The organism is Pseudomonas sp. S30, from assembly GCF_016518545.1.
In the GTDB taxonomy this organism is placed as follows: domain Bacteria; phylum Pseudomonadota; class Gammaproteobacteria; order Pseudomonadales; family Pseudomonadaceae; genus Aquipseudomonas.
The window spans coordinates 89,002-114,238 of the sequence record NZ_JACVTO010000010.1 but is presented as its reverse complement, the minus strand read 5'-3'; the positions used below and the strand labels follow the sequence as shown (position 1 = coordinate 114,238).

Sequence of the window (25,237 nt, the reverse complement as noted above, 5' to 3'; positions counted from 1 at the left end):
CGCAGGTGTACAGTAGCGTCACAATAAAGCCCAGGAGCCTGGCGATGAGTGCGACGCTACCCCCACTGCAGATCGACTGCGATTTCGACTCCGGAAACATTCAGGTGCTGGATGCCAGCGATCCTGGCCATGTCCACCTGGCGATCCGGCCAGACACCCACAGCGGCCACTACCAGTGGTTTCACTTCAGGGCCCGCGGCCTTACCCCAGGCCAGCGCCACCAGTTCAGCCTGGACAACGCCCACGGCTCCTCCTACGGCAATGCCTGGGATGGCTATCACGCGCTCGCCTCCTACGATCAGGCGCACTGGTTCCGAGTGCCCAGCACATTCGACGGCAAAGCCCTGAGCTTCACCCTGCTCGCCGAGCATCCCGAGGCCTGGTTCGCCTATTTCGAACCCTACCCACGCGCGCGCCACAACCAGTTGATCGAGCGCGCCCTGAAGATCGACGGCGTCCAGTTGCTGGCCAATGGGCGCAGCGTGCAGGGCCGGGACATTCCCCTGCTGCGTGCCAGTCGCGGCGGGGGCGCCAGGCGCAAGCTGTGGCTGATCGCGCAGCAGCATCCCGGCGAACACATGGCCGAGTGGTTCATGGAGGGCGTGATCGACTGCCTCGCCGCCCAAGGCGCCAGCGTCCAACGCCTGTTGGCGGCGGCCGACTTGTATCTGATTCCCAACATGAATCCTGATGGTGCCTTCCACGGTCATCTGCGCACCAATTTCAAAGGCAAGGACCTCAATCGCGCCTGGCAGGACGCCAGCATCGAGCTCAGTCCGGAAGTGTTCTTCGCCCAGAGCCAGATGAAACTGCACGGCGTCGACGCCTTCATCGACGTGCACGGCGATGAGGAAATCCCCCATGTGTTCACCGCCGCCTGCGAGGGTAACCCAGGCTACACGCCACGCATCGCCGAACTGGAGACGCGCTTTCGCAGCCAGCTGTGCGCCCTGACGCGCGACTTCCAGACCGAGCATGGTTATCTTCGCGACCAACCCGGCCAGGCCAACATGACCCTGGCCTGCAACGCCGTGGGCCAGGCCTACGATTGCCTGTCACTGACCCTGGAGATGCCCTTCAAGGACCACGACGACAATCCCGACGCCCGCACGGGCTGGTCCGGCGCGCGCTCTGCCGCCCTGGCTGGCGCGGTGCTGGAAACCCTGGAACGCATGGTCGACGAACTACGCTGAGGCCTGGGCGAGGACCGCTCAGAACTGGATGTCCACGGTCACGCTGTCCAGGTAGGTCCCGGCCGCCGGCGTCGCCTGATCGGTGTACACCTTGGCGTTGTAGTTGAACACCTGGCTACCGGTGCCGGTGCCCGTGCCTGGATTGACGTCCGCCTCGCTGCTGGCTCGCCGCGCGCCGGACGCCGTTCCCCAGCGCACGCTGCCGGCGCCCTTGAAGATGTCGTAGGCCAGATAGGCGTTGGCCGAGGACTTCATTCGCCGTCGACCTGCGGCAGCGTTCTGGCCATCGCCCACCCCTACCGTATAGGCGCTGCCCTTGGTGCAGGCCACGTTGATGCTCTGGTTGACGGTCGTGAACCCGGCCACAACGGGCGCACTGCCGAAGCTGATGGGCGGACTGACGATCAGGCAGTCGTTGCTCACGGTCAGATTCACCGTCAGGGTCTGGGTGCCGCTGCCAATGTCGCGTCCCAGGCAGACATTGCCCAGGCCAATGCCGGAACAGTAGTTCCAGTCCCAGAAGATCGACAAGGTCTCGCTGTAGGCCCCGGCCGCCACGTTCGCGCCTGGAACCGTGCGCAGATACAGCGGCACCGACCTGGGCGAGGAGCCGTTCAGCAGTCCCAGGGCGTCGATGATGCCCGCCGGCGCGAAGTCGAAACGCGTGCCGCGGGTGATGGGGAAACGGGTGGTGGCATCGGCGTAGAGCGTGTAGGGGACGACGTCCCCGTTGGCCCCGGTCAAGCCGCTGCGCGACGAGGTGATGGTCACATAGAAATGGTCGCTGGCGGTCAGCAGCGACAGCAATGAACCGCTGCACGACAGGCCTGCGTTGGTGCTGGACGCGGTCTGGGCACTCGAGCGGACCAGCGTGGAGTTGAGCGTGCCGAAACTCGAGGGCGTCGTGGCGCCCAGCGAACACAGCGCCCAGGCAGGCGCAGCGAGGCTGCACAGGCCCGGCAGCACGCCTGCCTGCACCAGGCGTCGCAGCGTCATCCTTGGGATCATCGACACTCCAGCGGACCGATCAACGGAATCGTCACCGAGTCTTGCGGCAGATCGAAGGCGACCTCGCACCCGGCCCCGTCCGGCAGCGTCACCCGCAGGCGGTTGCTGACCGAGAGATTCTCCAGGTACACCAGGCCGTCCCACCCCACCACTGCGACCGCCCCAGTGCGCAGGTGCTGCACACGGCTGCCGAGCTTGAGCGGCTGGCGAGCGCCATCGACCAGTATCAGGCTGGCCGCGCGCACCTGGTTCAGGGGGAATGTCAGCAGGAAGCCACTGCCACGGCGCACCGCCACCCGCTGTTCGACAGTCTGGGCCATGACATCGGCCGGCAACTCCATGGGGTCGATCTCGTATTTGCCGCGGTAGTAGCCGCTGCTGTAGGGCACCAACAGATGGCCGTTGCGATCGGTGCGCCCGACCTGCTGATTCTCGTAGCGCACCGGCACGTCCGGGTAGCCGTCGGTGCTGACCACGACGAAGGCATCGTCGATCCGGTTGGCGGCGAACACACCAGCGTCCATCAGCACCACCGAGCCGCTGGCGTCGGCCCAGCGCGTCAGGCGTTCCTCGGCGCCATAGGCGCCCACCTGCAACTGCACCGATTGCAGACGCCAGGTCAGGTCGGCCTGGCGATAGGCACCGCGATCGCCACCACTGGCGTAGCCAAGGTTGTAGCCCAGGCCGCCGCCGACCGGCACCGCGCGGCTGTAGTTCAGACGCTGCAGCGCCTGGCCGCTGCGCGTGCGTTCGCTGCCAAGGGCCAGCGTGCCCAGGCTGTCGAACGGTATCACCAACTGCGCCTGGGTAGCCCAGCCACTGGCGCCCACCTCGCGGTTGGCCGACAGATACACGCTGCTGTTGCGCCACACCGGCACGCTCCAGCTCAGATTGAGCAATCGGGTACGTGCGCCGTCGCCTGCACGCACGTCGAAGTAGCCCACACCCAGGCTGCCCAGGCGCTCCAGGTTGAAGCTGAGGGTCGTCTGCTCACTGCGTGTGCTCAGGCGGGTGTAAGGATTGTCCACCCGGCTGAGATCGGCATAGTCGCCATGACGCTGGATACGCTGATAGTTGAAACCCACTCGCTGGCCGCTGTACTGGTAGCCCAAGGCCAGTTGGCGGCCGCCGTCGCTCTCCAGCCGACTCTGCGCCAGTGCCACGTTGAGCACGCCGATCGTACCCAGTCGCAGATTGCCGCCCAGCCCGGCCAGCGCCATGGATTCCGCCGTCTCGGCGTGCCCTTCGAAGGTCAAGGCGTCGGTGACGCCGTGGCGCAGACTGGCCGAGCCGACGCCTGAGCCATAGCTGAAGTCGCGCACGCCATAGTCGCGGCGCAGGCTGCCGGCGCTCAGCGAAAAGTCGGTCAGGCCCTTGGCCAGCAGGCTGCTGGTCACGTAGAACGGCAGGGTGGTCGAGACCTGTCGGCCCAAGGCGTCGGTGGTGACCACCACCGCCTCCCCAGCCCCGTTGATGAAGGGTACGTTGGTCAGCGTGTAGGGACCGGGCTGCAGCTCGCTGCTGCTGGCCTTGTAGCCATTGATGAACAGGTCCAGCGAGGTCGGCACGGCCGCTTCGCCGGAGAAGGCCGGCAAGGGATAGGTCACCAGGTCCGGTCGCGCGGCGAAGTCACGCGAGACCTGTAGGCCGCCGACACGCACAGCGCTGCTCCAGGGCAAGGCGTTGGTGACCAGGTCGCCGGCTTCATAGCTGATCAGACGCGTGTCGTCGGTGAAACGCCAGGTGCTGTCGTAGCGCAGGAAGCCTTCGCGCCGGGCGCCGCCGGCCGCAGCGCCGAACGGCTGGCGCCACTGGCCGGTGGTGGCGAACGTGCCCCAGTCATCGAACACCCGCAGCTCGTTCCAGGCGGCCAGGTAACTGCCGCCGTCATCGGTATCGTTGACGTACAGATCGTAGTTCAACAAGGCCCCGAAGCTGCTGCGGGCCTGCTCGGCCGGATAGCGCTGCGCCACACCCAGGCGCTGGCCGGGCAACCAGCCGGGCGGAACCTGAAGCAGCAGGCGCTGGTTCTGGCTGTCGTAGTCCGCCTGCAGCCCGGAGATCCGCTCCAGGGCCAGCTCTCCCTGCGGATCGCCCGGCAGCTGCACCCCGACCGCACGCAGCGCCTCGCTGCTCAGGTACAGATGCCCCTCGCGCTGCTGCACCGGCACCAGCTCAGCCTTGGGCACCTGGTTCACCAGCAGGTCCAGGTACAGGGTCGCCTCGCTCAGCGCCTCGCGCTCGCTGGGCAGCGGCGGCAGGTCGTCGGCCAGCGCCAGCCCTGCCGCCCACAACAACAGGCCCAGCCAGCGACCGTGGCGGTACGCCCAGCCCAACCTCACACACGTCTTCCATCCATGGGTGGGCCCTCCCTGGCCCCGGTGTCGCTTCGTCTATCGCTCACTGCGCCCGTTCGATACGCTGGGCGCTCTCCTGTCCATTGATGCGCGCCCGCAGTTCGGCATCCGCACCAAGCCCTTCAGGCAACGGCCAGCGCATCCGGGCGCCTGGCAGCACGTACCCGAGCAGACCCTCGACCAACGGTGTAGAGCGGCCGCCTCGAGACTGCACGGCGTCGGTCAACCGTGCATGGGCCGGCCCGGTATTGCGCAGTTCCACATAGGGCTTGCCCTGCACGGTCACCGGCCTCCAGCTCAGAAGCGGCTTGCCGGCCTTGGCAGCGCTGCGGCTGGCATCGGCATCCTGCTTGCCGCGAAGGCCTTCCCCGTAGACGAACAGTGGCACCGAATAGCGCATTTGCAGGCGGATGGCCGCTTTCGGCCCTTCCCCAGCCCCATCCGGCGCTGCTGGTGAAGGGATCTCGTCGATGACGATGCGGTAGGCCCGCTCCTGACCGACCGGCGTGCTGCCGGTGCGAGTCAGACGGATCAGTTGCTTCTGGCCTGGAGCCAAAGTCGCCATGGGCGGGCTGCCGATGATGTCGCGCTGCGCTTGGAAATGCTCCTTGAAGTCGTCCTGATGCCAGGCGAAGACCCGGATCTGCAGGCTGGCCGGTGCCGTCCCGCGATTTTCCAGCCAGAGCGCCGCCGCTTTCTGATCCGATTCCAGCACCGGATCGATGGGCCAGATCAGCACCGAGGTGGCCGCACTCGCCGGCAGACTCGCCACGAGCAACGCGGCCAGTATCACTGCTCGTACACCGTTCATCCTTGCTCGCATAGCACTTGTCCCTTCCCTGTGATGGTCGTGCAGCTTGCGCAACAGCGCTACCAACTCAGCGTCACCTGCACCACATCGGTGTAGAGGCCCGCCGGCACGTTGCCTGGCAACTGGCTGCGCCCGTGAATCGGCAGCGCAATCGCGGTGGGGTCGCCATAGACCAGCGGCACACTCGCGCCAATGCCCAACAGCGTGGTGAATCCGGCGTCGGCGTACAGTTGATAGGCCACCCGCTGACTGCCGCCGTTGCGTTGCAGGTGGCGCAGCCCCGCGTCGCTGTTGCGGCCGCCGTCCAGACTCATGGTCAGCGCCACACCCGGCGTGCATTGCAGGGCCAGTCGAGTTCCCCCTGGCGCGGCACTCACCGTGGCCGTGGACAATGCCGAGCGGGTGCCGAAATCGAGCACGCCCACGCTGCTCGTGCCACCCACCACCAGGCAGCCAGCCAGGATCTGCGCATCGACCTGGAACGTACTGGTGGTCGCCGCCAGGGTCGGTAGCGTGCAGCCAAGAAGCACACTGGCCAGACAGGCCCGAAGTGGCATATCCATGGTTCAGAACGTCAACTCGACCGCCACCGTGTCGATGTATACCCCCGCCGGCAAGCCGGCCTTGCCGCGCGCCTGACCATACAGCTCGACGGTCTGCGCCGCGCCCGTGCTGGTCGGAAGCGTCAGGGTGCCGTCGATGGCCAGCAGTTGGGTGCGCCCGGTATCGGTGTAGAAATCGTAAGGCACGAAATTACCGGCGCCATCGGCCAGGGCGCGAGTACCACCGGTGGAAGCGCCGTCGTTGGTGCCGGCGCGTACCCGGATCGCCGGCACGGTACCTGACGAACACAGGATGTTCAGCGCACCGCCGGCGCCGCCGAGCACCTGCCCGTTGGCGGTGGCGAACAGCGCATCCTGAGTGCCGAAGTCCAGGGTACCGAAGTTCAGCCCCGAGGTGCCGGCGCCGCCATTGACCTGGCAGGCCGATGTGAGGGTCAGCGTGGAGTTCATCGTGCCGGTGACGGTCGCCGCCTGCAGCTCGGGCGTCAGGGCCATGAACAGCGCGGGAATGAACAGGGTACGAATCGATAAGCATGCCATTGGAAATCTCCTTGCGTGTTACCAGTCCAGGGTTACTCGAAGGGTGTCGCGGTAAAGGCCGGCCGACAGCGCGCGCTGCGGGGCGATGACCACGCCGTAGATCGGAATTGGAATCTGCTCGGTGCTGCGCACCCGGAAGCTGCGCGGCTCGCCGACCACATAGCGGTTGTTGCCGCCCGGATCGACCGCCAGGTGATAGGGAATCAGTTCGCGCCCATTGCTCAGTTGACGCACCCCGCCGCCGCTGTTGAGCCCCTCATCGATATGCACGCTGAATGCCCGCACCTGAGGGGTACAACTGATCTGCAGGCTGCCCTGGCCACCTGCACCATCAATGCGGGTACGCAACGGACCGTCGATGCGGGGGCCGTGGGCGCCGAAGTCGATCAGGCCGGGGTTGTCCAGGCTGGCCGGCTGCTGGTCGCGACTGATCTGGCAGGCACTGCTCACCACCAGGCGGGCCTGGATGAAGCCGCTGCTGCTGGCCTGTGCGGTGGTACTCGGCAGCAGCAGCGGGCCCAAGGTCAACAGCATGAAAGAAGTACGATTCATCACGTCGGTGCATCCTTGCCCGATAAAGAAGATGTGCGCCCTACCAGATGACCGTGACCTTGATCAGGTCGGTGTACAAGCCGGCCTTGGGTACCCAATCCATAGGGTCGATGCGGGCATAAAGGGGAAGTTCAACCGAACCGCTGTCCGGAACCCGTGCAGCCTGCGCGGCGTCGACCCCGACCGGCAGGCGCCAGGCGGCATCGCGAAACAATCGGTAAGGGATGGGTCGAGCGCTGCCGCTGGCACCCAGGTAGCGAGTTTCACCGACGCCGCCGTGCTGACCGGCATCGATCCGCACCTGATAGGCAGTGTCAGGGTTGCACTCCAGCCGCGGAGGACGCTGGCTCAACAGCCTGCCGGCCAGCGGCGCGCCAGGACCGTCGAGTCGCGCAACGCTGCCCAGGTCGATCAGACCCACAGCCTGCGCGCCAGCCTCACGGGGCGGGTTCACCAGCAGACAACCGCGCTGCACCTGCACACGGACCTCGACCAGAAAATCCGCCCCGGCCGCCGCGCCCGCGGCCAGCAGGCCAATCAGCGTCGCCATGGCAACTCGTTTCACTGGATGTCCTTTCCCGTGTCCTGAAGTACATCTGAGCGTAGCATCAGGGTCCGATCACGCTAGGCCGCGACGCCAAGCCAACCCTATGGACGAGACAGCTGTACAAATTTCGTTATCATGTAGAACATACCCGAATCATCACCCTCCAATGGCCATGACTCCGGCGAAACCGCTGACTTTCTGTTACCTTGGGCAGTACATACCTTGTTGCGCAGACGCCTATGGCCAGCTGTGTGGCCACGACGGGAGAGTTTTTCTTGACCACCGCTGATAATGTCTTCGATCAAGCCGTCGAGCGCTGTGCCCAGGAACCCATCCAGATTCCCGGCAGCATCCGCTCCCACGGTTTCATGCTGGTACTCGACGAGCACGATCTGCGCATTCTGCAGGTCAGCGAGAACGCCAGCCGCTGGCTGGGCCTGCCCGCCGATCAACTGCTGGGCATGGCACTCCCCGAGCTGATGCAGAGCGGCTTCGACGCCAGCAAGCAGTTCGCACGCCTGCCTGAAGACGAGATCTTTCCGTTTCACATCGGCGACGTGAACCTGCGCGATGGCGCACCCTGGACCGATTGCCTGCGCCTGCTCGCGCATCGCCACGATCAGGTGCTGATCGCCGAGTTCGAGCCCTGTACACCTACCGACGGGCGCAGCGAACAGGATGATTACTACCCCTTCGTGAGGGCATTCGTCAGCAGCCTCCAGCAAGCCAGGACCATCGATGAACTGCTGCGCGAGTCGGTACAGCAGGTCAAGCGCATCACCGGCTTCGGCAGGGTCAAGGCGTATCGCTTCGACGCCGAGGGCAATGGTCAGGTGCTGGCCGAAGAGGCCGAAGACGGCTATCCCCGCTACCAGGGCCTGTGCTTCCCCGCGTCGGACATTCCGCGCCAGGCGCGCGAGCTTTATCGGATCAACCGCATCCGCCTGATCGAAGATGCCAACTACCAGCCCTCGCCACTGGTGCCTGCTCTGAACCCGCGCACCGGTCAGCCCCTGGACATGAGCTTCGCGACCCTGCGCAGCGTTTCGCCTGTGCACCTGCAATACATGCGCAACATGGGCACCCTGGCATCGATGTCGCTGTCGATCGTGGTCGAAGGCGCACTCTGGGGGCTCATCTCCTGCCATCATGAGCAGCCCCGTGCGGTCGATTTTCGCACCCGTGCGGCCTGTGAGCTGCTGAGCAGCGTGCTGTCGCTGCAGATCGAAGCCCATGAGGCGCACAGCTCGACCCGTACCCTGCTCGACCTGCGCCAGCGCATCGTCCACATGCTCTCGGCCATGGCCGACTACGACAGCGTCAGCGATGGCCTGCAAAGTCTGCCTGACGTCTTCCTCGACTTCGCCAGCGCCAGCGGCGCGGCGATCATCAGCGCCGAGCGTTGCGACCTGATCGGCACCACGCCGACCGAAGCGGTGATCAACGAACTGGTCCAATGGCTGTCGCGCCGGGGTGACGACGCCGTATATTGCACCGACAACCTGGGCCGCGATATCCCCGAGGTTCCGGAACTCACGCGCTATGCAGGCGGCCTGCTGGCCATGCCGATCTCGCAGATCCACTCCCATTACTTGCTGTGGTTCCGCCCGGAGCAGGTGCGCACGGTAGACTGGGCGGGACGTCCGCTCAAGGAAATCGGCGCCCACGGCAGCCTCAGTCCGCGCCATAGCTTCGAGGCCTGGCATGAAGTGGTGCGCGGCTACTGCGCACCCTGGGATCCACTGGTGATCGACGGTGCGTCCGAGCTGCGCAACGCCGTGCTCGGCATCGTGCTGCGCAAGGCCGAGGAAATGGCCCAGTTGAGTGGAGAATTGCAGCGCTCGAACAAGGAGCTCGAGGCGTTTTCCTATAGCGTCTCCCACGACCTGCGCGCACCGCTTCGACACATCGCCGGCTATTCGGAGCTGCTCAGCGAAGTCGAGGGCCAGGGCCTGTCCGAACGCGGTCAGCGTTTCCTCAAGCACATCGGCGAGGCTGCGCATTTCGCCGGCTCGCTGGTGGACAACCTGCTCAATTTCTCGCAGATGGGCCGTTCGGCGCTGCGCCTTTCCGACGTCGACCTCAATGCACTGGTCGAGAACATCCGTCAGGAGTCGGCGCCGGACTACGCCGACCGCGAAATCGTGTGGAGTGTCCAACCGCTGCCCAAGGTCATCGCCGACCCTGCATTCATCAATCTGGTGCTGCAGAACCTGATCGGCAATGCCATCAAATACACCCGCGGACGTCAGCCTGCTCATATCGAGATCGGCGTGCACCAGCACCCGGACACGGTCGAGATCTACGTTCGGGACAACGGCGTGGGGTTCGACATGACCTACGCCAGCAAGCTGTTCGGCGTCTTCCAGCGGCTGCACCGCATGGAGGACTTCGAGGGCACCGGCATCGGACTGGCCAGCGTGCGTCGCATCATCGAGCGCCATGATGGCCACGTCTGGGCAGAGGGAGAAGTCGACAAGGGCGCCACCTTCCACTTCGCCCTGCCCGTCATCCGTTAACACCTGAGGTAACAGTACCCATCATGCTCAAACCGATCTTGCTGGTCGAAGACAATCCTCGTGACCTGGAGCTGACGCTCCTGGCCCTGGAACGCAGCCAGCTGGCCAATGAAGTCATCGTGCTGCGCGATGGCGCCGATGCGCTCGACTACCTGCTGCGCCGCAATGCCTACACCGACCGCGACGACGGCAATCCCGCGGTGCTGCTGCTGGACCTCAAGCTGCCCAAGGTCGACGGCCTCGAAGTGCTCAAGGAAGTGCGCGACACCCCGGAGCTGCGCAGCATCCCGACGGTGATGCTGACCTCCTCGCGCGAGGAACCCGACCTGCTGCGCGCCTACGAGCTGGGCGTCAACGCCTACGTCGTCAAGCCCGTCGAATTCAAGGAGTTCGTCGCCGCCATTTCGGATCTGGGGATCTTCTGGGCCGTACTCAACGAACCTCCGCCCGGCTCGCTGCGTCTGAACCGCCGCGGCAGCAACTGAAGGCGCACGCGATGCAGTCCACCGCGTTGAACCTGCTGATGGTCGAAGACAGCTCCATGGACGCCGAACTGAGCCTGATGCGCCTGGAGCGCAGCGGCTTCCAGGTGCAGTCGCACGTGGTCTTCGACCATGCCGGCGTCGAGAATGCGCTGCGCGACGGCAATTTCGACCTGATCCTCTGCGATTGCGTGCTGCCCGGCTCCTCAGGTACCGATGTCCTGGCGATCGCCCAGCGCCTGGCGCCCGATGTGCCGTTCATCTTCCTCTCCGGCATCTATGGCGAGGAGCACGCGGTGGAGATGATCCGCCTCGGCGCCACCGACTACGTGCTCAAGAAGAACCTGCCGCTATTGCCCAAGGCCGTGCGGCGCGCGCTCACCGAGGTTCAGGAGCGTCAGCGCCGTCGGCGTGCCGAGGAAGCCCTGGCCGATGTCGAGGCGCGCGCCCGCATCGCCATCGATGCGGCCGGCATGGGCACCTGGGACTACCGCCCGCAGGAAGACCTGCTGGTATGGGATGACCGCTGCAAGACCCTGTTCGGGCTGCCGGTGGCCACCGAAATGACGCTGGACGTGTTTTATGACGGCATCCATCCGGACGACCTCGCACTGGTCAGACAAGCCGTCGCCGAGGCCATGCAGCCGGACAGTGACGGCCACTACCGCGCCGAGTTTCGTACCACCCGCAACAGCCCCTTGGAGCCGCACTGGCTGCTGTCCACCGGCCAGACCCAATTCGTCGACGGACGCTGTGTGCGCTTTTCCGGCGTGCTGCAGGATATCCATCCGCAGCGCCAGGCCACCCAGGCCCTCAAGCAGCTCAACGAGATGCTTGGCGAACGGGTGGAGCGCCGGACGCGCGAGCGTGACCGTGCCTGGGAGCTGTCCCAGGATCTGCTGGCGGTTCTCAACAAGGACCTCACGCCAGTGGCCTTGAACCCCGCCTGGGAGGCGGTACTGGGCATCAGCCGCGAGCGCCTCAGCCAGACGTCCATTCTTCATCTGCTGCCCGAGAGCGAGCAGGAGGCCTTTCTCGAAGAGCTGGCCGCACTCGCCCATGGCCGCACCAGCGCCCGTTTCGTCGGCCGTATCCAGCATGCTGGCGGCCAGCAGCGCTGGCTGTCCTGGGTAGTGGTGCCGGAAGACACCCTGCTCTACGTGGTCGCCCGGGACATCAGCAGCGAACGTGAATCCGCCCTGGGGCTGGCCGAGGCCAACAGTCGCCTGCGCGATCAGATCCTGGAGCGCGAGCGCATCGAAGCCGCCTTGCAGCAGATGCAGCGCCTGGAAGCGGTGGGTCAGCTGACCGCCGGGGTGGCTCACGACTTCAACAACCTGCTCACGGTGATCCTCACGGGTACCAGTTTCGTCGAACGCGACCTGGTCAAGGGCGACCTGGACAAGGCCCGCAGTCGCCTGAAGCATGTGCGCGAGGCAGGCGAGCGTGGCGCCAAGCTCACCTCGCAGCTGCTGGCTTTCTCCCGTCGCCAGCGACTCGAACCGGTGCCGCTGAATCTCAACCGGACCTTGAGCGGTCTCGAAGAATTGCTGCGCCGCACCCTGGGGGGCAATATCTCGGTGCGCCTGGAGCTGGACGACAGCCTCTGGCAAGCCCTGACCGACCCTACCCAGACCGAGATGATCATCCTCAACCTGGCGATCAACGCACGCGATGCCATGCCCACTGGTGGCCAGCTGACCTTGTCGACGCGCAACACGCACGTGGACGTGCGCGCCGAACGCCCCGAAGATCCCGAGCCTGGGGATTACGTGATGCTGTCGATCCGCGATACCGGGTGCGGCATGAGCGAGGACGTGGTTGCCCGGGTGTTCGAGCCATTCTTCACCACCAAGGACATCGGCAAGGGCTCAGGGCTGGGCCTTGCCCAGGTCTTCGGCTTCGCCAAACAGTCTGGCGGCGGAGTACGCATCGAGACCACGCCCGAGGTCGGTACCCGCGTGAGCGTCTATCTGCCGGCGGTCAAGCAGGTAGACGTGAGCGAGCCCGTAGGCGTGGCACTGGCCCAAGCCAACTCGCTGAGCGGGCACGACCGTGTGGTGTTGCTGGTCGACGACGATCATCTGGTGCGCGACATGGTCGGGGACGTGCTACGGCTGTATGGATACCAGGTTCGCCAGGCCCATAGCGGCGAACAGGCCCTGGCCCTGCTCGACGAGGATATCGACCTGCTGCTCACCGACTTCGCCATGCCCGAATTCAACGGCGCCCAGCTGGCCAGGGCCGCACGCCAGCGCTACCCGCAGCTGCCCGTGGTGTTCCTGACGGGTTATGCCGAACTCGAGGGCCTCGACCTGCCAGGCAGCCTGGTCATGCAGAAGCCGGTGCAGGCCGAGGAGCTGACGCGCGCCCTGACCGAGCTTCTGGCCAGCGTCCACGCCTGAGAACGGCGCGCTTCGGCGCGCCAGGCTTTTCGAGCGCAAACGAAAAAATTCCAGTCCGATGGCTCGGCTGGATGATTCGATCAACGAAGGAAAATGGCAGGGGCGGCTGGATTCGAACCAACGCATGGCAGGATCAAAACCTGCTGCCTTACCGCTTGGCGACGCCCCTGTATCGCTGACAGCTGCGAGTGCTGCTGTGCTGGAATGGACGACACTATACCAACCGGTTGCGCGCATGGGAAGCCCTGATTCAAAAAAAATACTCGAAAAACAGCAAGTTACTGGTCCGAACCAAAAGCGATCCTTTGGTTACTCGCCGCTCTGGCGATCCACTGCCCGAGCTGATTCGAGCGATGACCATTTATCGGTTTTTTTCCGCTTCGCTTCAACACAATGGCCATTGCCCATTCCAAGCAAGTAACCATCACTTGCGCATTACAAGGAGGGCGCCATGCCAGTTTCACATGATCTCTATCAAGACCTGCATTATCCTCGGGAAATCGTGCAACAGCGCCGTCAGCAGGACAAAGCCCTAGACCGTCTGCTGGACGACTACGTCGACATCGACAACCAGGTACTCGCCGCTGAGGCCATCTCTGCCGGCAACTTCGAAGATGAGGATCTGCGTCGTCTGAAGGAGCGTCGCCTGAGCGTCAAGTTCATGATCGAGCGGCAACTGGAGCGCAAGGCCTGAACCCCAAGCCATCTCCTGTAGCGATAGCCAAGGCACCCATTCAAGACTGGTCAAACGACGCAGGCTCACGCAAGCTGCGTCAGCCCTTGAATACCGGAGCAACCGCCTTGCCTGCCTGGATACCTGCCCGCCTGCGTCACCTCGCCAAGCCTGGCGCTTCGCCGACCGATACCACGCTGCTCACACACTTCGAGAAGCTGGCACAGGCCCGTGACTATAGCCTCAGCGAGGGTCAGCGACAGGTCATCGACTGCATGGCCGCGCAGCTCGCCCGGCTTGCCCGAGGCGAGGCTCGCAGCCTCTACCTGCATGGTTCCGTGGGCCGGGGCAAGAGCTGGTTGCTGGACGGTTTCTTCGCTGCCGTGCCGCTCGAACGCAAGAAACGCCTGCACTTTCACGACTTCTTCGGCAGGCTGCATCAGGGCATGCACCGGCACCGCAGCCAGTCGAATCCGCTGGGCGTCACCCTCGATGAACTGATCGGCGACTGCCAGGTGCTGTGCTTCGACGAATTCCACGTGCATGACATCGGCGATGCGATGCTGCTGACTCGGCTGTTCGGCGCGCTGTTCGAGCGCGGCCTGTTCGTGCTGCTCACGTCCAACTACGCCCCCGAAGGTCTGCTGCCCAATCCGCTGTACCACGAGCGTTTCGAGCCTGTGATTCGCTTGATCGAAACACGCATGCTGGTGCTCGAGGTCGGCGGCGACGTGGACTTCCGCACGCTGCCAGCACACTGCGAGCAACAACGTTTCACTCAGGGCTGCTACGCGTGGCCGGCCGATTCGACGCAGCGCCAGGCGCTCGGCGTTCCCTCGCCGCAGCCCGTGCAACTGGAAATCAATAGGCGGCCGCTCAGAGCGCTGTACAGTGCCGAGCGGCAAGTCATGTTCGCTTTCGAAGACCTCTGCGAGCGCCCCACCGCCGTCATCGACTACCTGGCCCTGACCGAGCGCTACGATGACTGGATCCTCGACGGCCTGGACGATCTGGCGAACAGTTCCCTGGCCGCCCAGCAACGCTTCGTCAACCTGGTCGACGTGCTCTACGACCAGGACAAGCGCCTGCTGGTGCTGGCCAGGCACAGCCTGGCCGAGAGCCTGGGCGGTACGGTAGCTGACCTGATGCGCACCCGCAGCCGGCTGGGGCAGTTGCAGCAGCACTGCGCCAGCGGCTGAGCGCTGCCGGTGCGTCACTGCGGGCACAGCGCACTTGGCCGACTCATCCCGCCCGCGGCAGGTCCGCCAGTACGGCCTCGATCTCTGCGAGCACCGCCCCGTCATCCAGCGTGGAGGGCGGCACGTACGCCTGGCCGTCGGCGATCTTGCGCAGCACCGCCCGCAGGATCTTCCCGGAACGGGTCTTGGGCAGCCGCTTGACCACTCTGGCCCGTTGCAGGCAAGCCAGCGCGCCGATACCCTCGCGGATACGCGCCACCAGCTCGTCCTGGAGCTGTGGCTCGGTAATGGTCTGCGCGTCCTTGAGCACCACCAGCGCCAGCGGCACCTGCCCCTTGATGTCGTCATGAACGCCGATGACGGCGCATTCGGCCACGGCGGGGTGCTGCGCCACCAGATCCTCCATCTCACCGGTCGACAGCCGATGACCGGAGACGTTGATCACGTCATCGGTGCGCCCCATGATGTAGACGAAGCCCTCCTCGTCGAGGTAGCCACCGTCACCGGTGTGATAGTAACCCGGATAGCGCTCTAGATAGGCTTGCAGGTAGCGCCCATGGTCGCCCCACAAGGTCTGGCTGCAACCGGGAGGCAACGGCAGTGCGATGACGATGGCACCTTGCTCGTTCGCCGCCACTGGCCGGCCCTCGTCGTCCAGCACCTGGACATGGTAGCCAGGCACCGCGCGATTGCTCGACCCCGGCCGCGCCGCACTGCCTGCCAGGCCCACGCAGGGGGCAGTGACCGGCCAGCCTGTTTCGGTCTGCCACCAATGGTCGTGCACCGGCTTGCCGGTGACCTGCTCCAGCCATCGATGGGTGGCTGAATCGAGCTTCTCGCCGGCCAGGAACAACTGACGCAGCGAACTCAGGTCGTGATCCCGAAGGCGCGCGCCGTCCGGGTCTTCCTTGCGAATCGCGCGCATGGCGGTGGGCGCACAGAACAGCGCGTTCACCCGGTACTGCTCGATCACTCGCCAGTACGCCGCCGCATCCGGCGTGCGAATCGGCTTGCCTTCGTACAGCACCGTGGTGCAGCCACACATCAGCGGGCCATACACGATCAGCGAATGCCCCACCACCCAGCCCACATCGGAAATGCCCCACCACACATCACCGGCCTGCATGCCGTAGATCTGCTGCATGGCATAGCGCAGCGCAACGGCATTGCCACCGTTCTCGCGCACGATCCCCTTGGGTTTGCCGGTGGTGCCGGAGGTGTACATGATGTAAAGCGGATCGCCGGCATCCAGAGGCAGCGCCTCGACCGGTTCGGCCCTCGCCACGGTGGCCTGCCAGTCCAGATCCCGCCCTGGCGAAAGCTGCGCGGGCGCCTGAGGCCGCTGCAGGACCAGCACATGACGCGGCTGATGACGCGCCAGCTGCAGCGCGCGATCGACCAGCGGCAGGTAGTCGATCACCCGGTCGAATTCCAGGCCACAGGAGGCAGTGAGCACCAGGCTCGGGCGCGCGTCGTCGATGCGCAGGGCCAGCTCGTTGGCGGCGAAGCCGCCGAACACCACCGAGTGCACGGCGCCGATGCGCGCACAGGCCAGCATGGCCATGGCGGCCTGCGGCACCATGGGCATGTAGATGACCACGCCATCGCCCTTGCCTACGCCCAGCGCGCGCAGCGCCCCGGCCAGACGCGCCACTTCGTCGAGCAACTCACGGTAGGTGAACTGCTCGGCGACGCCCGTCACCGGCGAGTCGTAGATCAGCGCGACCTGCTCGCCGCGCCCTTGTGCGACCTGATGATCCAGCGCCAGGTAGCTACTGTTCAGGCGCCCGTCGGCGAACCAGCGATGCGTGCCATCAGGTTGGGGCTGCAGGGTCTGGGTGGGCGAACGGTACCAGGCCAGTGATGCGGCCTGCCGCTGCCAGAACTCGGCGGGATCGGCGATTGACTGGGCATAGCTGTGCTCATAATTCATGGGTGCGCAACCCTGTAGTTGTTGTTATGGAGGAGCCAGCCTTGAGTATGGCTTGCCCAGGCACCAGCGCCACGGGAGTTGTCTCGCAACCCTTGTGCAGATTTGCAATGCCCGCCGCGCCCCTTAGAATGGCCCTCCCACGCCTTGCAGACGCCCCCATGCACAGCCTCGAAGACCTCAAAGCCGGCCACCTGCGCGGCCTCGTTCGCCTGGACCTGTGCCAGAACCTGTCGACCTTTCCGCGGGAAATCTTCGATCTGGCCGACACCCTGGAAGTGCTCAACCTGAGCGGCAACGCCCTGTGCGACCTGCCCGAGGACCTGCATCGGCTGACCCGGCTCAAGGTGCTGTTCTGCTCGCAGAACCGCTTCGTCCATCTGCCTCACGCCATTGGCCGTTGCGAACGCCTGGAAACGGTGGGCTTCAAGAGCAACCGCATCCGCCAGATCGACGCCCAGGCCTTGCCCAGCAGCCTGCGCTCGCTGGTGCTCACGGACAATCAGCTCGAATGTCTGCCCGAAGCACTAGGGCACTGCGCGCAGTTGCAAAAGCTCATGCTGGCCGGCAACCGCCTGACCCATCTTCCGGACAGCCTGGCAGCCTGCCAACGCCTGGAACTGCTGCGCATCGCCTGCAACCGCCTGACCACCCTGCCCCCCTGGCTGCTGAGCTTGCCCCGGCTGGCCTGGCTGGCCTACGCCGACAACCCGCTGGCGCCAGCCCTGAGCACAGCGACAGCGCAGCCCGATTGCCCGCGCATCGCATGGGCAGATCTAGAACTGGACGAGGCGCTCGGCTGCGGCGCCTCAGGCGTGATCTATCTCGCACGGCGGCTCGGCCAAACCGAGCCGGTGGCGGTCAAGCTGTACAAGGGCGACGTCACCAGCGATGGATCGCCCCTGGCTGAAATGCGCGCCTGCCTGGTCGCTGGCGACCATAGGCACCTGGTGGGGGTGATCGGACGCATCGACGATCATCCCTCGCAACGGGCTGCGCTGGTGATGCGACTGATCGATCCGGACTGGTTCAACCTCGCCGGCCCACCCAGCCTGGACAGCTGCACCCGCGATCGCTACCCCTGCGCACCTCGCCCCACATTGCGCGCAGCGCGCCGCCTGCTGGCGGGCATCGCTTCGGCAGCCGCGCACTTGCATGCCCGCGGCATCAACCATGGCGACCTCTACGCGCACAACATTCTCTGCGATACCGAGGGCGATTGCCTGCTGGGGGATTTCGGCGCCGCTTCGTTCCATCCGCAGGGTGACGATGCCACGGGACAGGCCATCGAACGCCTGGAGGTACGCGCCTTCGGCATTCTGCTCCAGGAACTGCTCGACAGCTGCGTGGAAACCGATGTCGCCTTGCAGGCCCTGGCCGAACGTTGCCAGCAGCCGCAGGTGAGCGCGCGACCACGCTTCGCGCAGTTGGCCCAGTGGCTGGCACCCGCCTGAAGCGCCATGGACATCGATCAAGCCAGAACCTTCCTCGAAATCGTGCGCTGCGGCAGCCTGGTAGCCGCCGCCGAAGGTCTTTTCGTCTCGCAGACGGCCATCTCGGCGCGGGTGCAGCGCCTGGAGCAGCAGCTCGGCTGCCAACTGTTCGTGCGCAGTCGCAACGGCGCCAGCCTGACCCGCGATGGCGAAGCCTTCATCGCTTATGCCCAGCAGCTGGTGCACACCTGGGAGGCGGCGCGCCGTGACCTGCCTTTGCCAACAGGCGGCGCCCAGGTCCTGCGCCTGGGCGGCGAGGTGAGCCTGGGCAACCCGTTACTGCTCGACTGGGTCAGTGCCTTGCATCAAGCTTTGCCCGGACTGTCGATCCACTGCGAGGTCGGCGACGGCCAGACTTTGCTGCACAAGGTCGACACGGGCCTGCTCGATGCTGCGCTGGTCTATGAACCACGCTACGACGCCGGTCTCCAAGTCGAGCAGTTGATGGAGGAGAAGCTGGTGCGCATCTGCCGCAGCGACCAGCCCGCGCCCTATATCTACATCGACTGGGGCGAAGCGTTTCGCTGCCAGCACGATGCCGCGCTGCCGGAACTGGCGCGCCCGGCGCTGAGCTTCAACCTTGGCCCGCTGGCCCTGCAATTCATCCTCGAACACGGCGGTAGCGGCTATTTCCGTACCCGTGTGGTGCAGGCCTATCTCGACCGGGGCATTCTGCAACGGGTACCCCAGGCGCCCGAGTTCACCTACCCCACCTACCTGGTATACGCACGCGAGCGTGACAGCGAGTGGCTTCAGCGTGCCCTGGCCGTGCTGCGTGGCCAACTGGCCGAGAATCGCAGCGACTGGTCACAGCGCTGGGACCCGCTGGCCTGACTGCGGCGCCGGTGCACTGAGCAGGTGGCGCCTGAGCCCGGCGATCAGGTCGGTCTGGGTCACCACGCCGACCAGCGTGTCGCCGTCGACCACCGGCAGGCAATGCCCGCCCTGTTGGCCCAGAAGCGGCAACAGCCCTTCGAGCGGATGGTCGCTGGCGACGCTGTGCACCGGCTCACGCATGATCCCGGCCAGTCGCAGCGGCCGACGCGCGAACGCGCCACGCCAACTGAAGCGCCCCCGTGCAATCGCCGCAGCGAGCAGATCGCCGACGCCGACGATGCCGACCAGGCGCCCGGCCTGCATGACCGGCAGGGTTCTGAGAGCGTGTTGGGCGAGCAGGTCGAACGCCTGATCCAGGGTGGTCTGCGGGGTGGCCGACTGCACGTCGCGGGACATCACCGAGGCTGCCGTGATACCGCCCAGGCTGCGCTGCAATGCGTGTCGTTCGGTGGCCAGAATGATGCGCTCGAGTTCCTCGCGGGTGACGTCGACGAATTCACCCAGCTCCTCGAGCGCGCTGTCCAGGTCTGCGCCGCGGACACCCACCCGCTCATCCGGTGGCGGATCCTGTGTAAGGTGCGGCTCGGCGCGCGGTCTGGCCCGCTTCGGGTAGCCTACGCCGGTGAGGCGGTTGTACAGCACGGCCACGCCAACCAGAACCACGGCGTTGAGCATGACCGGAGCGAGCAGATGATCGCCCAGTCCAGCCAGACTCGGATCGGCCAGCACAGCGCTGACCGCCACCCCGCCACCCGGTGGATGCAGGCAACGCAGCAGGCCCATCAGCAGCAAGGCAGCTCCCAGCGCCAGCGCCGCGACCCACAGGTGCGGGCCGAGTACCTCACGCAGCACCAGCCCGAGCAGCGCCGCCACGGCATAGCTGCCCAGTACCGGCCAGGGCTGCGCCAAAGGCCCTGAGTGCACGGCGAACACCAGCACCGCCGAGGCCGCCAGGGGACCGAGCAGGTGCAGCGCGATGGAGGGGCCATACACCAGGCTGCATGACCAGCCAGCGAGAAACAGGGCAAGCAGCGCCCCACCGCAGCCCGTAGCCACTGAGCCGGTGGAATGTTCAAGGGGCGCGGCAGCAGGCGTTGCAGACGAGTTTCAGGGCGTGAAGCAGACATCGACGGAGGCGTGTTCCTGGACGAGTTGGTGCGAGGGCGCGTGGCGCACAGGCCGACGGCGAGTGATTGTGCCGCGTGGGCGGGCGCACGACCAACGCAAAAAATTGCGCCTGACCAGCACTTTTCCTGAGGTGTGGGCGGCTGAGATACACCAGGCGCTCAGCGCGCGAAGCGGCCTCTGGCCGAATGCGCAACCTTGTGCCGTGCAGCGAGCCGTTGTCATCCTCCGTCCGGACCCGTAGTAATCTACGCCCCGCTGTCCGACGCAGTAGATTCCTCCACGGAATGAACCTCACATTTCATCAATCGGTAATGCCTGTCATGTCCAAACGCCTCATGCCTTCCACCACCGCCTTGCAGTGCTTCGAAGCGGCCGCGCGCCACCTGAGCTTCACCCGCGCAGCCCAGGAACTGCACCTGACCCAGAGTGCGGTCAGCAAGCAGGTGGCGCAGCTCGAGGACATGCTGTGCCACCCGCTGTTCCAGCGCATCCGTCGCCGGTTGCACCTGACCCCAGCGGGGGCGCTGTACCTCACCGAGGTGAACAAGATCCTCACCCAGATCGACATGTCCAGCCGCTACATCCTCAGCTATGGCGACGAAACCGAAGTGCTGCGCATCGCGACCCAGCCCACGTTCGGCGCCCGCTGGCTGGTGCCTCACCTCAAGGGGTTCGGCGAGCGCTTCCCGCGCATTCACCTGGATGTGCGCAACGAACTGGAACCCTTCGACCTGGTGCGGGCCAAGGCCGACATCGCCTTTTTCTTCGGCCAGGGCACCTGGCCGGGCGCCACGTGCGTGGAGCTGTTCAGCGAAGAAGTGGTGCCGGTCTGTACCCCGCAATGGCTGTCCAGCCATCGCCCGGACAGCCCCCAGGCGCTGGCCGAGCATCGCCTGCTGCAGTGCGCCTCGCGGCCGGAAGCCTGGCACGAGTGGTTCCTGGGCCTGGGGCTGCACAGCCAGAACAGCTACCATGGACCGCGTTTCGACACCTTCTACCTGTGCATCCGCGCTGCCATCGCCGGCTGTGGCATCGCGCTGATTCCCCGTTACCTGGTGGCCGAGGAACTGCACGAAGGCAAGCTGGTGGTGCCGTGGGACCATCCACTGCCCAGCAATGGCCGGCACTTCATGGCCCATGCCGAGCACGCCGCCGAGGTGCCCAAAGTGAAAGCCTTCGTGCAGTGGATTCAGGAACAGGTCGCCGCCAGCCACTAGTGCCGATCTTGCGGCCACAATTACGTCACGAATCCTGGGAATGACCCCAATCGAATAATTCGTTTGCCCGAACCTGTCTCGCGCGATTGGATAGCGCGACATTCGAACAAGGTCACGCGCGGCATGAACCAGGACACCATCAGCTCTTCCATCGCCATCGTCCACCCCATCACCCTGTCCCACGGCCGCAATGCCGAGGTCTGGGACACCGAGGGCCAGCGCTACATCGATTTCGTCGGGGGTATCGGCGTGCTCAACCTGGGGCATTGCAACCCGGCAGTGGTCGAGGCGATACAGGCGCAGGCCGCACGCCTGACCCACTACGCGTTCAACGCCGCACCCCATGCGCCGTACGTGGAACTGATGGGGCGCCTGGCCGAATTCGTTCCAGTGAGCTATCCCGTGGCCGGCATGCTGACCAATAGCGGCGCAGAGGCAGCCGAAAACGCGCTGAAGATCGCCCGTGCCGCCACGGGGAAGCGGGCCGTGATCGCCTTCGACGGCGGCTTCCATGGCCGCACGCTGGCCACCTTGAACCTCAATGGCAAGGTTGCGCCCTACAAGCAGCGCGTCGGCGAACTGCCTGGTCCGGTGTACCACCTGCCCTACCCCAGCCGCGATACCGGCATCACGTGCGAGCAGGCGCTTGCGGCGCTGGAGCGCCTGTTCAGCGTGGAGATCGCCCTGGAGGACGTGGCCGCCTTCATCTTCGAGCCCGTGCAGGGCGAAGGCGGCTTTCTCGCGCTGGATCCGGCCTTCGCTCAAGCGCTGCGCCGGCTGTGCGACAGCCACGGTATTGTGCTGATCATCGACGAGATCCAGTCGGGCTTTGGCCGCACCGGGCAGCGTTTCGACTTCCCGCGACTGGGTATCGAGCCCGACCTGCTGCTGCTGGCCAAGAGCATCGCCGGCGGCATGCCCCTGGGCGCGGTGATGGGCCGCCGCGACCTGCTCGGCGCCTTGCCGCGGGGCGGGCTGGGCGGCACCTACTCGGGCAATCCGATCGCCTGCGCCGCGGCGCTGGCCAGCCTGGCGCAGATGAGCGATGCGAATCTTGCGACCTGGGGCGAACGTCAGGCCCAGGCCATCGCTTCGAGCCATGCACGCTGGCAGCATGAGGGATCGTGTCGCTACCTGGGTCGGCTCACCGGAGTCGGCGCGATGCGTGGCATCGAACTGGTCAATGCCGACGGCAGCCCTGCGACCGCGCAGCTGGCCAAGGTGATGGACGCTGCCAGGCAGCGCGGCCTGCTGCTGATGCCCAGCGGCAAGGCGCGCCACATCATTCGCCTGCTGGCACCGCTGACCATCGAGCCCGAGCTGCTCGACCAGGGACTGGCGATTCTCGAACGGTGCCTGGCGGAGCTGGATTGATCTTCACAGACCCAGTTCCTGCGGGGTGAGCATGTCGGACTCGAAGGCGATCCAGCCGCCTTCGAGCTCGGCGTGGCCATTGACGATCGGCCCGTAGTACGTCAGACCATTTTCCAGGGTGACGCAGATATGCGTGGCCGGCTTCTCCGGCGCGGCCAACGTGCCGACGAAGTGGACCTTCTTCAGGGTTTCGGTCACTGCCTCCAAGCCCACGCGCATGCCGGGATTTTCCGACGCCTCGGCATCCCCACCGCGATCTTCGGCGCTGACGGTGACGGTGGCGATGTAAGGGTATTGGGTGCTCAAGCGATGTTCCTCGGGGTAACGGCAAGTGGGCGCGTAGAGTACGGCAGGCGCGGGTTATTGTCTCTAGCCCGGGCCGGCGGTGCGCGCGCAGGTGATCTGCCGACGCCGATCTGTTAGGGTGCCCGCCGAAGCACGCCCCACCAGACGAGGACACCACGTGAGCGCCGAACAACCCCTGATCGCCGACCTGTTCGAGGTCGACAAACGCTTGTCCCTCAAGCCCGTCACGGACTTCAACGCCTACCTGCGCAACGCCTTCGGCGACGGCGCCTGCCGCTGCCACCGCTGCCTCGAACTGGGCGGCGACGAGAGCGGTTTCACTCACCGTCATACCTTCGAACTCGAGGGTCGGGCGCTGCATCGCCGCTTTGCCAGCACCGCTGGCAGCGACGTGCTGCAAATGATCAAGAAGGCCTGGCTGTCCTACACCAAGGCCGACCTCACCCCGGTCGGGGCGCTGGACCTGGACACCGTCCGCACCTTCACCGACAGCGCCCTGCACGGGCGCCTGCTGGCCCTGTTGCCGGCCAGCGGCCTGGCCCGCGAAGTGGAAGGTGTGTGGATGCTGCAAGCGCAGGTCGACTGAGCGACCGTCGATCTCAGTGCTGCTCGCCTGCACGGCGCAGCAGCTTCTTGCAGCGGTCCGACAGGTGCACCACCCGCAGGTGCTTGCCGGCCTTGGCATAGCGCTCGCGCAGCGTCTTCAGGGCGGCGACGGCCGAGTAGTCGACGAAACTCAGGTGCTTGCAGTCCAGGGTGACGCTGGCCGGGTCACGGGCTGGGTCGAACTGATCGAGAAACGGTGTGGTGGACGCGAAGAACAGCGTACCGTGCACCTGGTAGCGCTTGCCACCTTCGCCGTCGTCGTGGCTGTCGGCATACAGCTCGCGGGCATGCTGCCAGGCGAAGTTGATCGCTGCGATGACGATGCCGAACATCACCGCCACCGCCAGGTCGGTGAATACCGTGACCACGGTGACCGCGACGATGGCCAGTACATCGCTGGCCGGCACCTTGTGCAACACCCGCAGCGATGCCCAGGCGAAGGTCTGCTGGGCGACCACGAACATCACGCCGACCAGCGCCGCCAGCGGAATGCGCTCGATCAACGGCGACAGGAACAGCACGAACAGCAGGATCATCACCCCGGCCACCACACCGGAAAGCCTGCCGCGCCCGTTGGAGCCGAGGTTGATCACCGTCTGACCGATCATCGCGCAGCCGCCCATGCCACCGCACAGCCCGGAAACCATGTTGGCCGCTCCCAGCGCCACGCATTCACGGTCGGGGAAGCCGCGGCTCTCGGTGATCTCATCGGTGAGGTTGAGCGTCAGCAGGGTTTCCAGCAGCCCCACCATGGCCATCAACACGGCATAGGGCGCGATGATCCTGAGCGTCTCCAGTGACCAGGGTACCTGCGGCAGGGCCAATTGCGGCAGGCCGCCAGCGATGTGCGCCATGTCCCCCAGCGTGCGGGTGGGCAGGTCGAGCAGATAGACCAGAACCCCAAGGCCCAGGATCGCCACCAATGCCGGCGGCACCGCGCGAGTGAGCTTCGGCAGCAGGTAAACCACCAGCATGGTCAGCGCCACCAGCCCGAGCATCAGGTACAGCGGCGTGCCCATCAGCCAGTGGCCGTCGTGCTTGAAGTGCTCCAGCTGGGCCATGGCGATGACGATCGCCAGCCCATTGACGAAGCCGAGCATGACTGGATAGGGCACCAGCCGCACCAGCTTGCCCAGTCGCAGGACGCCGAACAGGACCATCACCACACCACCCAGCAGCACGGTCGCCAGCAGGTACTGGGCACCGTGCTGCACCACCAGCGCCACGATCACCACGGCCATCGAGCCGGCAGCGCCGGAGATCATGCCCGGACGCCCGCCGAACAGCGCGGTCAGGGTGCAGATGATGAAGGCCCCGTACAGGCCCATCAACGGGTTGAGATGGGCCACCAGGGCGAAGGCGATGCACTCGGGCACCAGAGCGAAGGAGGTGGTGAGGCCAGCGAGCACCTCGGCGCGAAGTCGAGCAGGTTTCATGACGATCCCGGAAACTGTCTGCCAGAGCCACGGGCGGGCCGTGCTCGGATCAGGGGCGAAA

At 65.6% G+C, this 25,237-nt stretch carries 21 protein-coding genes, 1 tRNA gene and 1 pseudogene; 11 read left to right on the top strand and 12 right to left on the bottom strand.

The features are described from left to right. The first annotated feature begins 44 nt into the window (after positions 1–44). Entirely contained in the window at positions 45–1,193 is a 1,149-nt protein-coding gene (locus tag IAE34_RS13275; protein WP_200139413.1) for a M14 family metallopeptidase, read from the top strand. A gap of 18 nt (positions 1,194–1,211) precedes the next feature. Here IAE34_RS13275 and IAE34_RS13270 read toward each other — a convergent pair whose 3' ends face one another. The 7 genes from IAE34_RS13270 to IAE34_RS13240 all read right to left on the bottom strand — a co-directional run bounded on the left by IAE34_RS13270 (position 1,212) and on the right by IAE34_RS13240 (position 7,574). Continuing rightward, entirely contained in the window at positions 1,212–2,189 is a 978-nt protein-coding gene (locus IAE34_RS13270; protein ID WP_200139496.1) for a Csu type fimbrial protein, read from the bottom strand. Between the two features lie 8 nt (positions 2,190–2,197). After that, positions 2,198–4,537 carry a fimbria/pilus outer membrane usher protein gene (locus tag IAE34_RS13265; protein ID WP_442793213.1) on the bottom strand — a complete coding sequence of 780 codons (2,340 nt, stop codon included), beginning with the start codon at positions 4,535–4,537 and terminating at the stop codon, positions 2,198–2,200. Positions 4,538–4,601: 64 nt separating this feature from the next. Continuing rightward, positions 4,602–5,381 carry a fimbrial biogenesis chaperone gene (locus IAE34_RS13260; RefSeq protein WP_442793211.1) on the bottom strand — a complete coding sequence of 260 codons (780 nt, stop codon included), beginning with the start codon at positions 5,379–5,381 and terminating at the stop codon, positions 4,602–4,604. Between the two features lie 47 nt (positions 5,382–5,428). Next, a complete protein-coding gene (locus IAE34_RS13255; RefSeq protein WP_200139494.1) occupies positions 5,429–5,926 on the bottom strand; it encodes a Csu type fimbrial protein in 498 nt (165 codons plus the stop codon). Between the two features lie 9 nt (positions 5,927–5,935). Next, on the bottom strand, positions 5,936–6,427 hold the full coding sequence (locus IAE34_RS13250; protein ID WP_233631141.1) for a Csu type fimbrial protein: 492 nt from the start codon (positions 6,425–6,427) through the stop codon (positions 5,936–5,938). A 63-nt stretch (positions 6,428–6,490) separates the two neighbouring features. Beyond that, positions 6,491–7,024: a Csu type fimbrial protein gene (locus tag IAE34_RS13245; protein WP_200139410.1), complete on the bottom strand. Its 534-nt coding sequence runs from the start codon at positions 7,022–7,024 to the stop codon at positions 6,491–6,493. A gap of 40 nt (positions 7,025–7,064) precedes the next feature. After that, complete coding sequence (locus tag IAE34_RS13240) at positions 7,065–7,574, bottom strand: Csu type fimbrial protein (RefSeq protein ID WP_200139409.1); 510 nt, start codon at positions 7,572–7,574, stop codon at positions 7,065–7,067. Between the two features lie 236 nt (positions 7,575–7,810). Here IAE34_RS13240 and IAE34_RS13235 point away from each other — a divergent pair, with 236 nt between their 5' ends. Genes IAE34_RS13235 through IAE34_RS13225 form a run of 3 tightly spaced genes read left to right on the top strand, consistent with a single transcriptional unit; the run spans position 7,811 to position 12,977 of the window. Beyond that, positions 7,811–10,090: an ATP-binding protein gene (locus tag IAE34_RS13235; RefSeq protein ID WP_200139408.1), complete on the top strand. Its 2,280-nt coding sequence runs from the start codon at positions 7,811–7,813 to the stop codon at positions 10,088–10,090. 23 nt (positions 10,091–10,113) lie between these two features. Then, on the top strand, positions 10,114–10,575 hold the full coding sequence (locus IAE34_RS13230) for a response regulator (protein WP_200139407.1): 462 nt from the start codon (positions 10,114–10,116) through the stop codon (positions 10,573–10,575). 11 nt (positions 10,576–10,586) lie between these two features. After that, positions 10,587–12,977: a hybrid sensor histidine kinase/response regulator gene (locus IAE34_RS13225; RefSeq protein ID WP_200139406.1), complete on the top strand. Its 2,391-nt coding sequence runs from the start codon at positions 10,587–10,589 to the stop codon at positions 12,975–12,977. A 94-nt stretch (positions 12,978–13,071) separates the two neighbouring features. Here the strand turns inward: IAE34_RS13225 and IAE34_RS13220 are convergent. Next, positions 13,072–13,146, bottom strand: a tRNA-Gln gene (locus IAE34_RS13220). 282 nt (positions 13,147–13,428) lie between these two features. Between IAE34_RS13220 and IAE34_RS13215 the strand changes: the two genes are divergently transcribed. Together IAE34_RS13215 and zapE are read left to right on the top strand one after the other, a co-directional pair. After that, positions 13,429–13,671 carry a hypothetical protein gene (locus IAE34_RS13215; protein ID WP_200139405.1) on the top strand — a complete coding sequence of 81 codons (243 nt, stop codon included), beginning with the start codon at positions 13,429–13,431 and terminating at the stop codon, positions 13,669–13,671. 107 nt (positions 13,672–13,778) lie between these two features. Continuing rightward, positions 13,779–14,849 carry a cell division protein ZapE gene (gene zapE, locus IAE34_RS13210; protein ID WP_200139404.1) on the top strand — a complete coding sequence of 357 codons (1,071 nt, stop codon included), beginning with the start codon at positions 13,779–13,781 and terminating at the stop codon, positions 14,847–14,849. 43 nt (positions 14,850–14,892) lie between these two features. Here zapE and IAE34_RS13205 read toward each other — a convergent pair whose 3' ends face one another. Further along, positions 14,893–16,782 (bottom strand): propionyl-CoA synthetase, encoded by a 1,890-nt coding sequence (locus IAE34_RS13205; protein ID WP_200139403.1) that lies wholly within the window; start codon positions 16,780–16,782, stop codon positions 14,893–14,895. 158 nt (positions 16,783–16,940) lie between these two features. Here IAE34_RS13205 and IAE34_RS13200 point away from each other — a divergent pair, with 158 nt between their 5' ends. Together IAE34_RS13200 and IAE34_RS13195 are read left to right on the top strand one after the other, a co-directional pair. Next, positions 16,941–18,233, top strand: coding sequence for a leucine-rich repeat-containing protein kinase family protein (locus IAE34_RS13200; protein ID WP_200139402.1), 1,293 nt, complete (start codon positions 16,941–16,943; stop codon positions 18,231–18,233). Positions 18,234–18,239: 6 nt separating this feature from the next. Continuing rightward, positions 18,240–19,106 carry a LysR family transcriptional regulator gene (locus tag IAE34_RS13195; protein ID WP_200139401.1) on the top strand — a complete coding sequence of 289 codons (867 nt, stop codon included), beginning with the start codon at positions 18,240–18,242 and terminating at the stop codon, positions 19,104–19,106. Here IAE34_RS13195 and IAE34_RS13190 read toward each other — a convergent pair. Next, positions 19,080–20,236, bottom strand: a pseudogene (locus IAE34_RS13190) (HPP family protein). The gene IAE34_RS13195 and the pseudogene IAE34_RS13190 sit on opposite strands and share 27 nt — an antisense overlap. 321 nt (positions 20,237–20,557) lie before the next feature. On the opposite strand from IAE34_RS13190, the gene gcvA reads away from it, so the two are divergent. Beyond that, positions 20,558–21,454 (top strand): transcriptional regulator GcvA, encoded by an 897-nt coding sequence (gcvA, locus tag IAE34_RS13185; protein ID WP_200139400.1) that lies wholly within the window; start codon positions 20,558–20,560, stop codon positions 21,452–21,454. Positions 21,455–21,577: 123 nt separating this feature from the next. Further along, complete coding sequence (locus IAE34_RS13180) at positions 21,578–22,828, top strand: 2-aminoadipate transaminase (protein ID WP_200139399.1); 1,251 nt, start codon at positions 21,578–21,580, stop codon at positions 22,826–22,828. Between the two features lie 3 nt (positions 22,829–22,831). Here IAE34_RS13180 and IAE34_RS13175 read toward each other — a convergent pair whose 3' ends face one another. Beyond that, complete coding sequence (locus IAE34_RS13175) at positions 22,832–23,134, bottom strand: hypothetical protein (RefSeq protein ID WP_200139398.1); 303 nt, start codon at positions 23,132–23,134, stop codon at positions 22,832–22,834. Positions 23,135–23,291: 157 nt separating this feature from the next. Between IAE34_RS13175 and IAE34_RS13170 the strand changes: the two genes are divergently transcribed. Further along, positions 23,292–23,720, top strand: a complete 429-nt coding sequence (locus IAE34_RS13170) for a hypothetical protein (RefSeq protein ID WP_200139397.1) — start codon at positions 23,292–23,294, stop codon at positions 23,718–23,720. Positions 23,721–23,733: 13 nt separating this feature from the next. Here IAE34_RS13170 and IAE34_RS13165 read toward each other — a convergent pair whose 3' ends face one another. Next, a complete protein-coding gene (locus tag IAE34_RS13165) occupies positions 23,734–25,176 on the bottom strand; it encodes a SulP family inorganic anion transporter (protein WP_200139396.1) in 1,443 nt (480 codons plus the stop codon). Between the last annotated feature and the right edge of the window lie 61 nt (positions 25,177–25,237).

What these genes read in the sequence shown, in the direction of transcription:
- IAE34_RS13275 (WP_200139413.1), top strand. Translation starts at nt 45, where the DNA reads ATGAGTGCGACGCTACCCCCACTGCAGATCGACTGCGATTTCGACTCC.
- IAE34_RS13270 (WP_200139496.1), bottom strand. Translation starts at nt 2,189, where the DNA reads ATGACGCTGCGACGCCTGGTGCAGGCAGGCGTGCTGCCGGGCCTGTGC.
- IAE34_RS13260 (WP_442793211.1), bottom strand. Translation starts at nt 5,381, where the DNA reads ATGCGAGCAAGGATGAACGGTGTACGAGCAGTGATACTGGCCGCGTTG.
- IAE34_RS13255 (WP_200139494.1), bottom strand. Translation starts at nt 5,926, where the DNA reads ATGCCACTTCGGGCCTGTCTGGCCAGTGTGCTTCTTGGCTGCACGCTA.
- IAE34_RS13250 (WP_233631141.1), bottom strand. Translation starts at nt 6,427, where the DNA reads ATGGCCCTGACGCCCGAGCTGCAGGCGGCGACCGTCACCGGCACGATG.
- IAE34_RS13245 (WP_200139410.1), bottom strand. Translation starts at nt 7,024, where the DNA reads ATGAATCGTACTTCTTTCATGCTGTTGACCTTGGGCCCGCTGCTGCTG.
- IAE34_RS13240 (WP_200139409.1), bottom strand. Translation starts at nt 7,574, where the DNA reads ATGGCGACGCTGATTGGCCTGCTGGCCGCGGGCGCGGCGGCCGGGGCG.
- IAE34_RS13235 (WP_200139408.1), top strand. Translation starts at nt 7,811, where the DNA reads ATGGCCAGCTGTGTGGCCACGACGGGAGAGTTTTTCTTGACCACCGCT.
- IAE34_RS13230 (WP_200139407.1), top strand. Translation starts at nt 10,114, where the DNA reads ATGCTCAAACCGATCTTGCTGGTCGAAGACAATCCTCGTGACCTGGAG.
- IAE34_RS13225 (WP_200139406.1), top strand. Translation starts at nt 10,587, where the DNA reads ATGCAGTCCACCGCGTTGAACCTGCTGATGGTCGAAGACAGCTCCATG.
- IAE34_RS13215 (WP_200139405.1), top strand. Translation starts at nt 13,429, where the DNA reads ATGCCAGTTTCACATGATCTCTATCAAGACCTGCATTATCCTCGGGAA.
- IAE34_RS13205 (WP_200139403.1), bottom strand. Translation starts at nt 16,782, where the DNA reads ATGAATTATGAGCACAGCTATGCCCAGTCAATCGCCGATCCCGCCGAG.
- IAE34_RS13200 (WP_200139402.1), top strand. Translation starts at nt 16,941, where the DNA reads ATGCACAGCCTCGAAGACCTCAAAGCCGGCCACCTGCGCGGCCTCGTT.
- IAE34_RS13195 (WP_200139401.1), top strand. Translation starts at nt 18,240, where the DNA reads ATGGACATCGATCAAGCCAGAACCTTCCTCGAAATCGTGCGCTGCGGC.
- gcvA (WP_200139400.1), top strand. Translation starts at nt 20,558, where the DNA reads ATGTCCAAACGCCTCATGCCTTCCACCACCGCCTTGCAGTGCTTCGAA.
- IAE34_RS13180 (WP_200139399.1), top strand. Translation starts at nt 21,578, where the DNA reads ATGAACCAGGACACCATCAGCTCTTCCATCGCCATCGTCCACCCCATC.
- IAE34_RS13165 (WP_200139396.1), bottom strand. Translation starts at nt 25,176, where the DNA reads ATGAAACCTGCTCGACTTCGCGCCGAGGTGCTCGCTGGCCTCACCACC.